At 58.5% G+C, this 13476-nt stretch carries 10 protein-coding genes; 9 read left to right on the plus strand and 1 reads right to left on the minus strand.

Going from position 1 to position 13476, the window contains the following annotated elements:
* Positions 1-912 precede the first annotated feature (912 nt).
* The 9 genes from A1D30_RS24775 (at position 913) to A1D30_RS12795 (ending at position 12401) form a co-directional block, all read left to right on the plus strand.
* Positions 913-1494: a GspH/FimT family pseudopilin gene (locus tag A1D30_RS24775; protein ID WP_082836459.1), complete on the plus strand. Its 582-nt coding sequence runs from the start codon at positions 913-915 to the stop codon at positions 1492-1494.
* Entirely contained in the window at positions 1488-2129 is a 642-nt protein-coding gene (gene pilV, locus A1D30_RS24780) for a type IV pilus modification protein PilV (protein ID WP_082836437.1), read from the plus strand. Before A1D30_RS24775 ends, pilV begins: the two co-directional genes overlap by 7 nt.
* Before the next feature lie 9 nt (positions 2130-2138).
* Positions 2139-3011, plus strand: a complete 873-nt coding sequence (locus tag A1D30_RS25525) for a prepilin-type cleavage/methylation domain-containing protein (RefSeq protein ID WP_131798457.1) — start codon at positions 2139-2141, stop codon at positions 3009-3011.
* Between the two features lie 7 nt (positions 3012-3018).
* Positions 3019-3693 (plus strand): PilX N-terminal domain-containing pilus assembly protein, encoded by a 675-nt coding sequence (locus tag A1D30_RS12780; protein ID WP_199865982.1) that lies wholly within the window; start codon positions 3019-3021, stop codon positions 3691-3693.
* A 24-nt stretch (positions 3694-3717) separates the two neighbouring features.
* Positions 3718-7047, plus strand: a complete 3330-nt coding sequence (locus A1D30_RS24785) for a PilC/PilY family type IV pilus protein (RefSeq protein WP_131798458.1) — start codon at positions 3718-3720, stop codon at positions 7045-7047.
* 25 nt (positions 7048-7072) lie between these two features.
* Positions 7073-7501, plus strand: coding sequence for a type IV pilin protein (locus A1D30_RS24790; RefSeq protein ID WP_082836438.1), 429 nt, complete (start codon positions 7073-7075; stop codon positions 7499-7501).
* A 40-nt stretch (positions 7502-7541) separates the two neighbouring features.
* A complete protein-coding gene (gene ribD, locus A1D30_RS12785) occupies positions 7542-8657 on the plus strand; it encodes a bifunctional diaminohydroxyphosphoribosylaminopyrimidine deaminase/5-amino-6-(5-phosphoribosylamino)uracil reductase RibD (protein WP_063461106.1) in 1116 nt (371 codons plus the stop codon).
* A gap of 461 nt (positions 8658-9118) precedes the next feature.
* Positions 9119-10321: an ammonium transporter gene (locus A1D30_RS12790; protein ID WP_063461107.1), complete on the plus strand. Its 1203-nt coding sequence runs from the start codon at positions 9119-9121 to the stop codon at positions 10319-10321.
* Between the two features lie 247 nt (positions 10322-10568).
* Positions 10569-12401 carry a phospholipase D family protein gene (locus A1D30_RS12795; protein ID WP_242421891.1) on the plus strand — a complete coding sequence of 611 codons (1833 nt, stop codon included), beginning with the start codon at positions 10569-10571 and terminating at the stop codon, positions 12399-12401.
* 33 nt (positions 12402-12434) lie between these two features.
* Here the strand turns inward: A1D30_RS12795 and A1D30_RS12800 are convergent, their stop codons facing one another.
* Positions 12435-13406 carry a tRNA-dihydrouridine synthase gene (locus A1D30_RS12800; RefSeq protein ID WP_063461109.1) on the minus strand — a complete coding sequence of 324 codons (972 nt, stop codon included), beginning with the start codon at positions 13404-13406 and terminating at the stop codon, positions 12435-12437.
* Between the last annotated feature and the right edge of the window lie 70 nt (positions 13407-13476).

A 13476-nucleotide genomic window follows, 5' to 3' on the forward strand; every position in this document is an offset into this window, starting at 1 on the left:
ACCCAACCCACCAGAATTCATGCGCCAGCTTCCACCGTAGGCCAGAATTACACACGATCTAGCCGGACTCAATCTGCGAAGCTTTTTTGAGGTCCAGGAGATTAGCAACCGAGTTGCGGTGAGGGCTGCCAGCAGGCTTTCATGAAGCAAAAAGAAAGGCGCCCGAAGGCTGCCCTAGCTTACCAAACTATCTCGAATAGGGGCATCATCATCTTCGCCAAACTTGGAACCTTATCACCCCGCCCCCCGCGCCGACCACTTCACGGACGAGAGACTCTTTAAAACTTAGCGGGGCCGAACGAATAAAAGGCGACATAGAAACCAAAGGGAATCGACAATTTTGAGAGCAGGCAATAGGCATAAAAATAGCCCTTTTGGCACCCAAGGCTCGCCTCAAAAACAAGAACCTAATTAAGCATCAACAAAATTGATGCGTGAACGAAATTAAATCCTTCAATGAATTACTCTCACTCCATTCTCCAAAAACCAAAGTTCACCAAAAATCGCCAGCAAACACATAAAAGCCTCCAATAAGTATTACCAACGTTCGTAAATTTTATGCCCTCAAAAATGCGATCAATAAATTTTCGTTTAGTTTACACACTTATTTTCCTTACAACTCTTGGCATTCCAAATGCAGCCCACTTAAAAACCCACGCAAAGAAGGATCCCACCACCGCACAAGGCGCCAGTGGCTCCACAAAAAAGCAGGCTCGCGCCAAGCAGCCAAAGAGCAGCTCGGAAGAGTCAAGCGCCGAAAGAGACCGTCGATTGAAACGCGAGTGTCAAGGTCGCAACAATGCAGGCGCATGTCTCGGCTATACACGATAGCAAACGCCACTCATCACTCATTCGAAGCCACCCGTCCACCCCACCCCTCTGGGCAGACTCCTGAGAAATATGATGCGAAGCATGCTCGTACACCACCCAGTTCCAGCCAGGCGGCCAGCTCAGACGGCGCGGCACGCTCTAGGCTTCACCGCCATTGAGTTGCTGATTGTCATCACTATTCTGGCCGTGCTTACGGCCATGGCAGTCCCGAGCTTTGGCCCCATGATTGAGCGCTGGCGCACCAACCAAGCGGTAAACAACATCACCAGCACAATTTATGTAGCCCGCTCGGAAGCCATCAAACGAGGTGGCAGGGTTAGTGTCAGGAAAATTGCAAACGGCACAGATGGCTGCACCTTTGCGCCCAATATCGCCGAATGGAGTTGCGGATGGATTATTTTTGTGGATACAGATGAAGATGGGAATCTGGATGCGGGGGAGGAGATTCTGCAATCTTTCCAGATGCCAACAAGCGTAGATATTTCGAACAAAAATAGTGCAGCATCATTTCGCTTTGACCGATGGGGACGTGCTAATGATATGAACGCAGCCAGCTTCGCCATCGTCCCACGAGCAGGTGGCGTCGCGTCACCTGCAGCGACTGCCGTCTGCGTTTCATCTGGCGGGCGAATTCGTGTTGTTAAAGAAAGCGTGACATGCTAGTTTATGATCATTCCCGCAGCAGAAAGACTTCTCAAAAAGGGATTACGCTCCTCGAATCATTGGTTGCGATCGTAGTGATGGCGCTTGGACTACTTGGCGTAGTGGGCATTCAGATGCGAACGCTGGCCGACACTCAAACTGGAGTCAGGCGCTCCCAAGCAGTCAAGCTGATTGAAGACCTTAGCGAACGGGTCAGAGCTAACCCGAATGCAATTGGGAACGCCGCCAGCTACACGATTGCGTGGGCATCGACGTTGGGCTCCCCCCCGGCTTGCGTGATCGACTCCGGATTTCCCGCCACAAGCTGCACAGCAGCCCAGCTGGCCACCTACGACGTGGATCGCTGGTTGCGCAGCGTGAGGGCAAATTTGCCCGTTGGTGATGCAACTGTCTTTGTTTCGGGAAGCGATGCCAGGCAGTTGGGAGTAATGCTCTCCTGGCGAGAAAATGAACGCGCCCGCGAGGGCGATTCCTTGGCAGATACTTCCGCATATAAGGCTATTTTTTCAGTAACTGGCACTTCAACTTCTGGATCTGTAACCTGTCCAGCGGGCAAAATTTGCCACTTGCAATATATCAATCTCACCCAACGATGCATACCCAGCGGCCCACTGGTTTTTTGTTCTGACATTTGAATAAAGCCTATGATGCACACAAGCTCGACAGCGCATAGCGCCTTCAATTCATATATTTTCTCCCGTATGCAGAGCAGAGAACGCGGAGCTACTCTTATAGAGCTACTGGTTGGATTGACAATCGGCCTACTCACAATCAGTGTTGGTTTGGGTGCAATCATGGTATCGCGTGGAGTAACCACTACGGTTAATGACACCACCACTCTGCAACAGCAAGCATCCTATGCCTTCAGAGTAATTGGACAACAACTACGACAAGCCGGAGGAAGACCACTCAATACAGCAGCAGATCCTCGTGATGCAGCGACATTTGTTCAACCAACTGCTGTTACTTTATCTGGCCTCCCACCCATTGCAGGACTGGACGCACCAACAGCCAGCCAATTCATAATTTCTATGCGTTATGTTAACGCGAGTGAATCTATTTATCCATCTCCGCCTTCTTCCACGCCAATAGAGGGATATCTTATCAGAGACTGCTTAGGCAGCAATTCAGGTATTGCGTCAGCCCCGATTGTTCTCAACGAACTTCGCAAAAACGGCACTGATCTTGAATGCTCAAACAGCACTGGAAATGTTCAACCGATCATTAGCAACTTGGTAGATCTAAGGATTCGCTATCTGCAACAGAAATTGAATTTAGCAGATAAACAGCCACAATTTCGCTACGCATCGGCAGCCAACCTTGGCCCAACCGACTGGCCTGAGGTATACGGCATTGAAGTATGCCTTGAATTAGAGGGCGAGCAAGTCATAGATACCGTCGGTGCGAGCTACACCAAGTGCGATGGAACCACCGCAACCCGAGGAAACAAGCTACGAATGGTTTTCAAGAATATATTCCACATTCGTAACCATGCTTGGCCAAAGGCCATATCTTGAGCCCGCCATGAAAAATTACAAAAATCAGCAAGGTATCTCACTCTTCATTGTCATCGTACTAGTCTTGATGTCAATGCTGCTGGCCTTGTGGGCATCGCGAACAGCGTTTTTTAACGAGCTCATCGTGGGCAACGATACAGATTACCAAAGGGCATTTGAAGCTGCGCAAGTGATGTTGCAAGACGCCGAGTTGGACATTCGTCAGGGCACAGAAGTGGGGACCAACCAGCGAGCAGTTGTCAGTTCAACTTTTTACCCTACTGCTCATGATGAATTGGACGCACTGACCTACGTCCTTGACGCCCAGACCACAAAATGTTTCAACGGAATTTGCCAGTTCCGCACTGGTGCACAGGATTTCTGGAATGACTCCACCATGATGAATGCCATGATTGCAACCAATGTTGGCGCTAGATATGGCCAGTACACCGGAGCAAGCGCAGGGACTTCCAGCAACTCCATCTTGGCAGACACTACGGCAGGCAGAGGTGCCTGGTACTGGGTAGAAGTCATCAAGTACGAACCCAAAGAAACAGGTCCAGGTGTCTTGACTGGAGCAGAGCCTGAAGTGGTTAACGCCAAAATTTTCTACCGTATTACAGCCATTGCTCGCGGTCTCAAGCCAAGCACACAAGTTGTTTTACAAAACATCGTTGCTTTCCCATCCATATCCGGCGAATAATTTACGGCAACATCAGGAAATCATATGAAAACAAATCATAAATTTCAGAAAACTGCCATCGCGCTAATCATTGGCACTATTGGCTTTCCCCAAATGGTTCTTGCGGGCGACTTCCTGAGTCTCGTCCAATACCCGGCCGGATCGGCGAGCAGAGAGCCGGCACCAAATATCATCGTATCGGTTGACAATTCTGGCAGTATGGGTGCAGCAGGCATCACCGCCTTGAAAGATGCGCTCAAAGAGACCTTCAGGCCCGCCAACGTGCCGGATGACTCCATACGACTTGCCTATCAGTCGCTTTGGGGTTGCAACACCATACCCAGTACCGATGTGAGTTGTAACAGTAAAAATTCAATGAAAGTCCTGCGAGGTCTGGACAATGCCACTGACAACAGTCATCGCGGGAATTTCATCAAATGGGTGGACACACTGGTTGCGGGCGGAAACACCCCCACCCACCGCATGCAAGGGGTTGCAGGCGAATACCTGAAAACCACAGGAATCGACAACCCATACAATTTTGATCCCGGCACCACCGAGGCGCCTATACATACATGCCGTCGCGCATACAACATCTTGATGACCGATGGCGGCTGGAACAACAATCCAGCCAATACCATCAACAATGACGACGGCACCAATCACACATTGCCGGACGGAACCTCCTACGATATAACAGCGCCCGAAACACGCATATACAGAGATGACTGGGGAACAAACGCCGTATCCACATTGTCTGATATGGCATTTTATTACTGGCGGCAAGATCTTCAATCGGGAATCAACAATCAAGTTGTTCCACTCATTAAGAAGTCGGGTTCCGAAACATTTGCCGACGGTGCAACCACTGCAACCATTCCACAGTACTGGAATCCTAAGAACAATCCTGCCAACTGGCAGCACATGGTAACCTATACCATTGGATACAATGCAGCGGCAAACTGGCCCAATATTGGAACCAACCCCATGTTCAACATTGCGCAAGGCATGTATGGTGGGGACTTTTCGCGTGCTATTGTTGGGACCAGGCTCTGGCGAGACCCCCTGACCACCAACGAAACCGGTCGGCAGGAGGAGCTCTGGCATACCGCCATTAACAGTCGGGGCAAGTTCTACCCGGCCCAAACATCCCAAGATCTGGTTAATGCCTTTAAGGATATTGTGGGTACAATTATTGCTGACTCCACTAGGCCAATAACTGGGTTTTCAAGCGCTTCCAGCTCCATAAGCAACCAAGGAACCACAGCCTTTTTTTCCACCTATGAGGCAGATGGCTGGATTGGTGGGATCGGATCTAAGACAGTTGCTGCTGCCACCGGAGCGCTCTCCGACAATACTGCATGGGGCACGACCTCAACCCTGCCCGTGAGAGGAAAAACTACCGGGGACAAGCTGGATGAACTGTCAGCAGCCGACATATCTTCCAGATTGATTTTTACCTATAACGATACAACGGCAGCAGGTACTACATTTACTTGGGCTAACCTTAGTGCAGCCCAAAAAATTCTGTTAAACACCGTTGATTCGGCGACCGATACGCTCGGAGAAGATCGACTAAACTATGTTCGGGGCGACAGAGCCAAAGAGGGGACAACGGCAACAGAGCCTTTCCGGGTTCGCCGGTCCCGACAGGGCGACATTGCCAACTCCACGCTGTGGTACATCGGCCCTCCCAATAATGGCCTGACTGTAGATGGGTATCGTACTTTTGCGAATGCCCAGCGCTATCGTATGCCCATGCTTTATGCTGGTGGTAATGATGGCATGCTGCATGGTTTTTCAGCTGCAGATGGTACGGAGAAGATTGCATATGTTCCTCAGGGGGTCATAAAAAATCTTTCGCAGCTGTCGAAACAAGATTACAGCCACCGCTATTTTGTTGACGGATCACCCTTCACAGGTGATGTCAACACAGGAACCAGTGCGCTTCCATCGTGGAAAACGATGTTGGTTGGTACATTGGGCGCCGGCGGCAAGGGCTATTATGTTCTGGATGTCACCCGCCCCGGATACACAGCAGGAGCAGAAACCTCCAACTTTTTGGCAGCAAACGCGTCTTCGCTTGTCGTGATGGATAAAACCGACGGAGCGGATAGTGATATTGGTAATATTTTTGGAGACCCCGTTACGTCAGAGGCCAATTCACAGATTGCGACCCAGATCACGCGCATGAACAATGGCCGCTGGGCTGTCGTATTGGGCAACGGATACAACAGCGGCAGTGAAGACCCGGTTCTTTTGATTCAATACCTTGATGGGGATAAATCCATCAAGAAGATCAATGCTGCCAGTACAGGAGCGGAAGCTACGGCCAATGGGCTTTCCACACCACGTCTGCTAGACGTTAATGGCGACGGTACTGTGGACATGATCTATGCGGGTGATCTGCGGGGTAATATCTGGAAGTTTGATGTCTCCAACGCAGATGCAACCAACTGGAAAGTGGCGTTCTCTTCGGCAGGATGCACTGCGTGCACACCCTTTTACACTGCCGTGGAAAAAGCGAACACTGCAAACCGCCAACCTATTACTGCAGCACCCAACCTCAGACCAAACACTACCGTCGGCGGCATGATGGTTGTTTTTGGTACGGGCAGAAACGTGACCGAAGGCGATCGCACCGACGTGACGGTGCAAACGCTGTACTCGATATTGGACAATACGCGCTACAAGCTGGATACAGCCGCTGGCCCCAACCTGGGCAAGGTACTTATTGACACAGCTGTGGTAACGCCGGCAGCTATCGGGACCAACGGGCGAGATACCAAACTTGCAGAACGTGTGTTTAGCGCACCAGTCATTGCCGGACAAGGAGTCAATAGCAGCGCAAGCTTCTGGCGCATGCCTACTACCCAGACAACATTGGCTTATTCACTTGCCGGCACACAAAAGGGCTGGTATTTTGAACTACCGCTTACTGGAGAGCGGGTTTTGAATATGCCCACCTTCTATGATGGTAGCGACGTCATTGACCTCCTCAGTATTATTCCGGCATCCGGAGGCAACACAACCGGAGAGACATGCCAACCCACCTCGACGCCCGCCAGAGGTTACAGAACATTTTTGGGTGTTCAGTATGGTTTGAAACCCACGCAGCAAATCCTGGATGCGAATGGTGACGGGCTTTATCAAGCAGCAGCCGCACAAGACAATGACACCAATCGTACAACCACGTCTCCCGAAGGCATCTCCTTGAGAGGAAAGGGGATCATTATTAAGATTGGTGGTGGTGGTGGTGGTGGTGGTGGTGGTGGTGGTGGTGGTGGTGGTGGTGGTGGTGGTGGTGGTGGTGATGGCAACTCCGCCCAGTTACCCAAACCTGCCTCAACTGTTAACTGGCGGCAGTTGCAGTAATTTACATATCTGAAACGGATTGCAGATGAATCAGCAACAACGAGGCTTCACCCTGATTGAAGTGATGATTGTGGTCGCCATCGTGGCCATTCTTAGCGCTATAGCGTTTCCAACCTATACGGAATATGTGCGGCGCGGGCATCGTGCGGAAGCGCGCGCTGCCTTGCTTCAAGCAGCCCAATGGATGGAGCGCGCGGCCACGGCAACCGGAACCTATCCGCCAACAGCATCGTTTCCGACCACGCTTACAACGATCAAATCTGGCCGGTACACCATTGCACTGGCATCGCCACCAGCGAGCGCCGCGTCGGGTACCGCTTATACGCTGACGGCCACACCAGCTGGCGGGCAGACGGGTGACCGATGCGGAAACTACACGCTGACGCACACAGGTGTGCGAGGTGCGGCATCTGCCGCATCGGCGACTCTGACGACTGAATGCTGGAACAAGTAGCGACGCCTAGACCCATTGGCTCATGCAGTAGCATCCGCCAATGCAACGCCCCGACGAATTAACGACTACCATGAACAAAGCGCTTGGGCTCGCCGCCCAGGCGCTTTTTGTTTCCAACCCCAATCCGCGCGTTGGCTGCGTGCTGGTGGCGCCGGGTGGGCGGGAAATAGGCAGCGGTCACACCCAGCAGGCGGGGGGGCCTCATGCGGAAGTCATGGCGCTGCGATCTGCGCAAGAAGCGGGGCACAGCATCCGGGGCGCGACCGCTTACGTGACCCTGGAGCCCTGCGCGCACCAGGGGCGCACGGGGCCCTGCTGCGATGCGTTGGTGGCCGCCGGGATTGGCAAGGTGGTGGCTTCTCTCACAGACCCCAACCCTTTGGTCGCTGGGCAGGGATTTGCCCGGTTGCGTGCGGCGGGGGTGACAGTAGAAGTCGGCCCCGGGGCCGCTGAGTCCCGCGAACTCAATATTGGTTTTTTCAGCCGCATGGTGCGGGGCATCCCTTGGGTTCGCATGAAGGCTGCCACCTCGCTGGATGGCGCCACTGCTTTGCCCAACGGTACAAGCCAGTGGATCACGTCGCCCACGGCGCGCGCCGATGGCCATGCCTGGCGTGCACGCGCCTGTGCGGTGCTCACCGGCATCGGCACCGTGCTGGACGACAACCCCCGCCTGGATGTGCGTGAGGTGCCCACGCCGCGCCAGCCCCATGTGGTAGTGGTGGACAGCCAGTTGCAGACCCCGCCAGACGCACGCCTGTTCATGGCTGGCCGTGCTTGCTATATCTACGCAGCCATCCAGAACGACGAGAAGAAGGCCGCTCTGGAGGCGAGCGGCGCCACCGTGATCTGTTTACCCAACGCCCAGGGCAAGGTGGACTTGGCCGCAATGCTGCGCGACCTGGCCGCCCGGGGGGTGAACGAGTTGCATGTGGAGGCCGGCCACAAGCTCAATGGCTCCTTGCTGCGCGAGGGGCTGGTGGATGAGATGCTGATCTACATGGCCCCCATGCTGCTGGGCCCCGGGCTCGGACTGGCCCAGGTGGGGCCCTTTGAAACTTTGGCCCAGGGGCTGAAGCTGGACTTCATGTCGGTGGAGCAGCTGAGGCCTGACCTGCGCATCGTGGCCCGGGTGCCAGGGCGCGACACCTTCTGACGAGGCCTGGCCCTTCCCTGCTTTTTTTCTGCATACCGGTGCGCGGCGATCGGCAGCCGCACAGCTGATTCAGTGCGAGGAGCGCCCCCCACATAGCACCCTGCCACTGAATCGGGTGGATGAGCGCGCAGCGGTAGCAACTGCTCGCGGCAGGGCGACCGATGCCTGCCACCTCCTCTGGCACAGGCGTCTTCCAGACGCCGCACCTTCATGAGCACCCCGGCAAACACCCCAAGCCGGGCCAAGTGAGGACGTTGCCAGAGAAACAATCTCCCGACATCCCTCCGATGCGCGGCACCTGACTACACACGCAGCCACCTAACACGTCCAATCCGCGCCGCCCCATATCAGTGCAAACATCCGCACCAATATCTGGCACGATTTTTGCATCAATCTGGTGCAAATCTGTTGCAGACAGCCGCAATGCACCAGAGTCGATCAATCACTAGCGCGAGGATGTTATGGAAGCACTCAAACAGGGCACGGACGCTCTGTTCATTCTGCTCGGGGCGATCATGGTGTTGGCCATGCACGCTGGTTTTGCCTTTCTGGAGCTGGGCACGGTCCGCAAGAAGAACCAGGTGAATGCGCTGGTGAAGATCCTGGTGGACTTCTCGGTGTCCACGGTCGTCTATTTTGTGGTGGGGTACAGCGTGGCCTATGGCACGCATTTCTTCATGGGGGCAGAGGCTCTGGCGCAGCAAAGCGGCTATGCGCTGGTCAAATTCTTCTTCCTGCTCACGTTTGCGGCCGCCATTCCGGCCATTGTGTCCGGGGGGATTGCCGAACGGGCCAAGTTCTGGCCCCAACTGATGGCCACGGCGGTCATCGTGGGGTTTGTCTATCCCTTCTTTGAAGGCATTGCGTGGAACCAACATTTCGGCGTGCAGGCCTGGATCAAGGCCGTCACGGGCGAAGAGTTTCATGACTTTGCGGGCTCGGTGGTGGTGCACGCCATGGGCGGCTGGATCGCACTTCCCGCCGTGATCCTGCTGGGCTCGCGCGCCAACCGCTACCGCAAGGATGGCGCGATCTCGGCCCACCCGCCCTCCAACATCCCGTTTTTGGCACTGGGCGCCTGGGTGCTGGTGGTGGGCTGGTTCGGCTTCAACGTGATGAGCGCGCAAACCCTGGACAAGATCTCGGGCCTGGTGGCGGTCAACTCGCTCATGGCGATGGTGGGCGGCACCCTGGCGGCGCTGGTGCTGGGCAAGAACGACCCGGGCTTTGTGCACAACGGCCCGCTGGCCGGGCTGGTGGCCGTGTGCGCGGGCTCGGACCTGATGCATCCCTTGGGTGCGCTGGTGGTGGGCGCCGTGGCGGGCGCCATCTTTGTGCTGATGTTCACCCTCACCCAGAACAAATGGAAGATCGACGACGTGCTGGGCGTCTGGCCCCTGCATGGGCTGTGCGGCACCTGGGGCGGGCTGGCGGCGGGCATCTTTGGCAGCAAGGCGCTGGGGGGCCTGGGCGGCGTGAGCCTGTCGGCCCAGCTGATTGGCACGGGCCTGGGGGTGGCCTGGGCGCTGCTGGGGGGCTTCATTGTCTATGGCCTGCTCAAACACACGGTGGGCCTGCGGCTTACGCAGGAAGAAGAGTTCGACGGGGCCGACCTGTCCATCCACAAGATCAGCGCCACGCCCGACCGCGAAGTGAGCTGGTAAAGCCACAGCACCGAGCCTGGCGGGGCGTGGGCAGGCCCCGGGGTTGGTGCAACCATTGTGCGAATGGCGGCCTCGTCCGACAGGCCCAGGCCTGGCAGCGGGATACACCTTGGAGCAACGCCTTGGCGGCTCCAAGGTCACAATCCCCCATCGCGCCATGCCCCACCAGCCTTTCCTCCTCCCCCTGCTGACATCCCTGGCCCACCGCAGTCGGCGGGCCCTTGCCCTGGTGGCCACCGTGGCTCTGATGGGCTGCGCGGGCTTGCCCAAGGATGTAGAGCGGCCCATCTCCACCGCCTTGCCAAACCCCGGCGACACCACACTGGGCCAATGGGTAGAGGCCCGCCGCGCCGCGCAGAAGGCGCGCCACCCCTCGGGGTTTGTGTTGCTCAGCGGCCCCCAGGCGGCTTACAGCAGCCGCCTGGCACTGGTCGATGCAGCCCAGAAGACACTGGACCTGCAGTACTACGCCATCCACGCCGACGCCAGCAGCGAGCGCCTGCTGCTCAGCGTGGCCGCCGCTGCCCGGCGTGGCGTGCGCGTGCGGCTGTTGCTGGACGACTTTCACAGCACTGGGCGCGATGCGCTGGTGATGCGGCTGGCCTTTGTGCCCAATGTCGAGATGCGCATGTTCAACCCGCTCACCGGCGCACGCGGCTCGCCCTTGGGCCGCATGTTCAGCCTGCTGAGCGATTTCTCCAGGGTGCAGCAGCGCATGCACAACAAGCTCTTCATTGCCGACAACGCCGTGGGCGTGACAGGGGGGCGCAACCTGGGGGACGCCTATTTCGGCAACTCGGACTCCGGCAATTTTGTGGACCTGGACGTGCTGGCCGCCGGGAGCATCGTGCAGGACATGTCGCGCAGCTTTGACAGCTACTGGAACAACGAGCGCGCCTACCCCGTGCAGTCGCTCATCACCCGCGAGGAGCTGGACCGCCTGCGCGACAGCATCCGCACCGCCGAGGCCACACAGCAAGAGCGCGTGGAAAGCGCAGGCGCCGCCGCAGCAACCCCCGCCCCCACCGGGCGCAGCACCACCCCGGGCACGCGGCGCGCACGCATCTGGAACCAGGAGCCCATGGACCTGAAGCAGGTGCAGTTTGTCTGGGCCCCCGCCGCCGTGCTGGCAGACCGGCCCGCCAAGATCCCGCCCGACGGCGTATCCGCCGCCGCCTTGCCCGACCAGAACCCGCCCCGGCCCAGCCCCGCCACCATCGCAGCACTGGTCCGGCCGCGGGCCTCGGCCACGGCAGCGACAACGGCGACCGCCCCATCGGCAGATGCCGTCGCTGGCGCACCGCAAACGGCCCTGGCCGCAGCGCTGCCCGCCGCGCCCGCCAATACCACCCTGGGCAATGGCAATGGCAACCCCCCTGCCCCACCCGCACCAGACAGCGAAACCAGCGAAGCCCAGACCGACACCGTGGTGGACGGCCTGCTGCAGCTCATGGGCCAGGCGCGGCGCGACCTGCTGATCATCTCGCCCTACTTCGTGCCCGGGCCCGACATGGAGCGTGCCTTTGCCGCTGCGCGGGCCCGGGGCGTGCGCGTGCGGGTGCTCACCAACTCGCTGGCATCCAACGATGCACCCATCGCCCACGCAGGCTACGCGCGCCACCGGCCCATGTTGCTGGCCATGGGGGTGGAGCTGTACGAGATGCGCAGCGAACTCACCGGCGTGCTGCGCGGGGCCTTCGGCAGTACCGGCAGCATGGGTGGTGCGGGCGGCAGCGGGGCCAGTGGCAGTTCGCGCGCCATGCTGCACTCCAAGCTGATGATCGTGGACGGCCGCCTGTTGGTCATCGGCTCGATGAACCTGGACCTGCGCTCGCAGCGGCAGAACACCGAGGTGGCGCTGCTGATTCGCAGCGGCGAGCTGTCGCGCCGGGCCACGGCACAGATCGACACCGCCCTGCAAGACGCCGCCTGGCAGGTGCAGCAGACCGAGCAGGGCCTGGTGTGGCGCGCGCCGAAGGACAGTGGCCTGGCCGACGCCACCACCGAGCCCGACGCCAGCCTGCCCCTGCGCCTGATGCTGCAGCTGCTGGGCCCCCTGGCGCCCGACCACCTGCTGTAGACAGCCGCCTGCGCCCCTGCGGTCCGGGGCGGATCAGACGCTATTGCAGGCCTCGGCCTGCTGCGCCGCCACCCAGGCGGTGATGGCGCGCTGATCCGTCATCGTGCGCACATGCTGGTAGGCCACTTCGGCCTCCACAAACCGCCTGCGCAGCAGGTTGAGCCACTGCTTGAGGCGCCCCGCGCGCTGGCGAGGTTCCAGGTCGTCGCACACCAGTTGCCAGAAGGCCGCCAGGTGGGGGATCAAATCGGCCCAGACCACCGGGTCCGCATCCGGCCGCCCGGCGTCGGATGCACGGATGGCGCGGGCCAGCCCCGGGTCGGCCACCATGCCACGCCCCAGCATGAGGGCATCGCAGCCCGACACCGCGCGGCAGCGCAGGGCGTCGGCCACCGTCCAGATCTCGCCATTGGCCACCACCGGGATGGCGACAGCCGCGCGGATGGCCGGGATGTGCTCCCAGTACGCGGGCGGACGGTAGCCATCGGCCTTGGTGCGGGCATGCACCACCAGCTCGGCCGCACCCCCGGCCTGCATGGCCTGGGCACATTCGCGCATCAGCCCGGTGTCGTTGAAGCCCAGGCGCATCTTGGCCGACACCGGCAGGTGCGCGGGCACGGCACGGCGCACGGCGGCCACCACGGCGGCAATGCGCTCGGGCTCCTGCAGCAGCGCGGCCCCGCCGCCGTGGCGGTTGACCACCTTGGCCGGGCAGCCAAAGTTCAGGTCGATGCCCTCGGGGCCCAGCGCGGCCAGGCGTGCGGCGTTCTCGGCCATGCTGACCGGGTCGGAGCCCAGCAGCTGCGCCCGCACAGGCACCCCCGCCAGCGTGCGGCTGCCGTTGCGCAGCTCGGGCAGGTAGCGCAGGAACACCTTGTCGGGCAGCAGCGTGCCGGTGATGCGGATGAACTCCGACACACAGCGGTCCACCCCGCCCACGCGCGTGAGCACATCGCGCAGCACAAAATCCAGGAGCCCCTCCATGGGGGCAAGCAGCAGGGTCATCGCAGTGGGGGCTGTGCAAGGCCGGGCACACACGCCGCAGCCTCAAAAATATCAATAAAAACAGGCCTTT

Source organism: Acidovorax sp. GW101-3H11, assembly GCF_001633105.1.
In the GTDB taxonomy this organism is placed as follows: Bacteria; Pseudomonadota; Gammaproteobacteria; order Burkholderiales; family Burkholderiaceae_C; genus Acidovorax.

Excerpts from the sequence above, each read along its gene's own strand:
- ribD (WP_063461106.1), top strand. The coding sequence starts at position 7,542 with ATGCAACGCCCCGACGAATTAACGACTACCATGAACAAAGCGCTTGGG.
- A1D30_RS24785 (WP_131798458.1), top strand. The coding sequence starts at position 3,718 with ATGAAAACAAATCATAAATTTCAGAAAACTGCCATCGCGCTAATCATT.
- A1D30_RS24775 (WP_082836459.1), top strand. The coding sequence starts at position 913 with ATGCTCGTACACCACCCAGTTCCAGCCAGGCGGCCAGCTCAGACGGCG.
- A1D30_RS12790 (WP_063461107.1), top strand. The coding sequence starts at position 9,119 with ATGGAAGCACTCAAACAGGGCACGGACGCTCTGTTCATTCTGCTCGGG.
- pilV (WP_082836437.1), top strand. The coding sequence starts at position 1,488 with ATGCTAGTTTATGATCATTCCCGCAGCAGAAAGACTTCTCAAAAAGGG.
- A1D30_RS12795 (WP_242421891.1), top strand. The coding sequence starts at position 10,569 with ATGGGCTGCGCGGGCTTGCCCAAGGATGTAGAGCGGCCCATCTCCACC.
- A1D30_RS12780 (WP_199865982.1), top strand. The coding sequence starts at position 3,019 with ATGAAAAATTACAAAAATCAGCAAGGTATCTCACTCTTCATTGTCATC.
- A1D30_RS25525 (WP_131798457.1), top strand. The coding sequence starts at position 2,139 with ATGATGCACACAAGCTCGACAGCGCATAGCGCCTTCAATTCATATATT.
- A1D30_RS24790 (WP_082836438.1), top strand. The coding sequence starts at position 7,073 with ATGAATCAGCAACAACGAGGCTTCACCCTGATTGAAGTGATGATTGTG.
- A1D30_RS12800 (WP_063461109.1), bottom strand. The coding sequence starts at position 13,406 with ATGACCCTGCTGCTTGCCCCCATGGAGGGGCTCCTGGATTTTGTGCTG.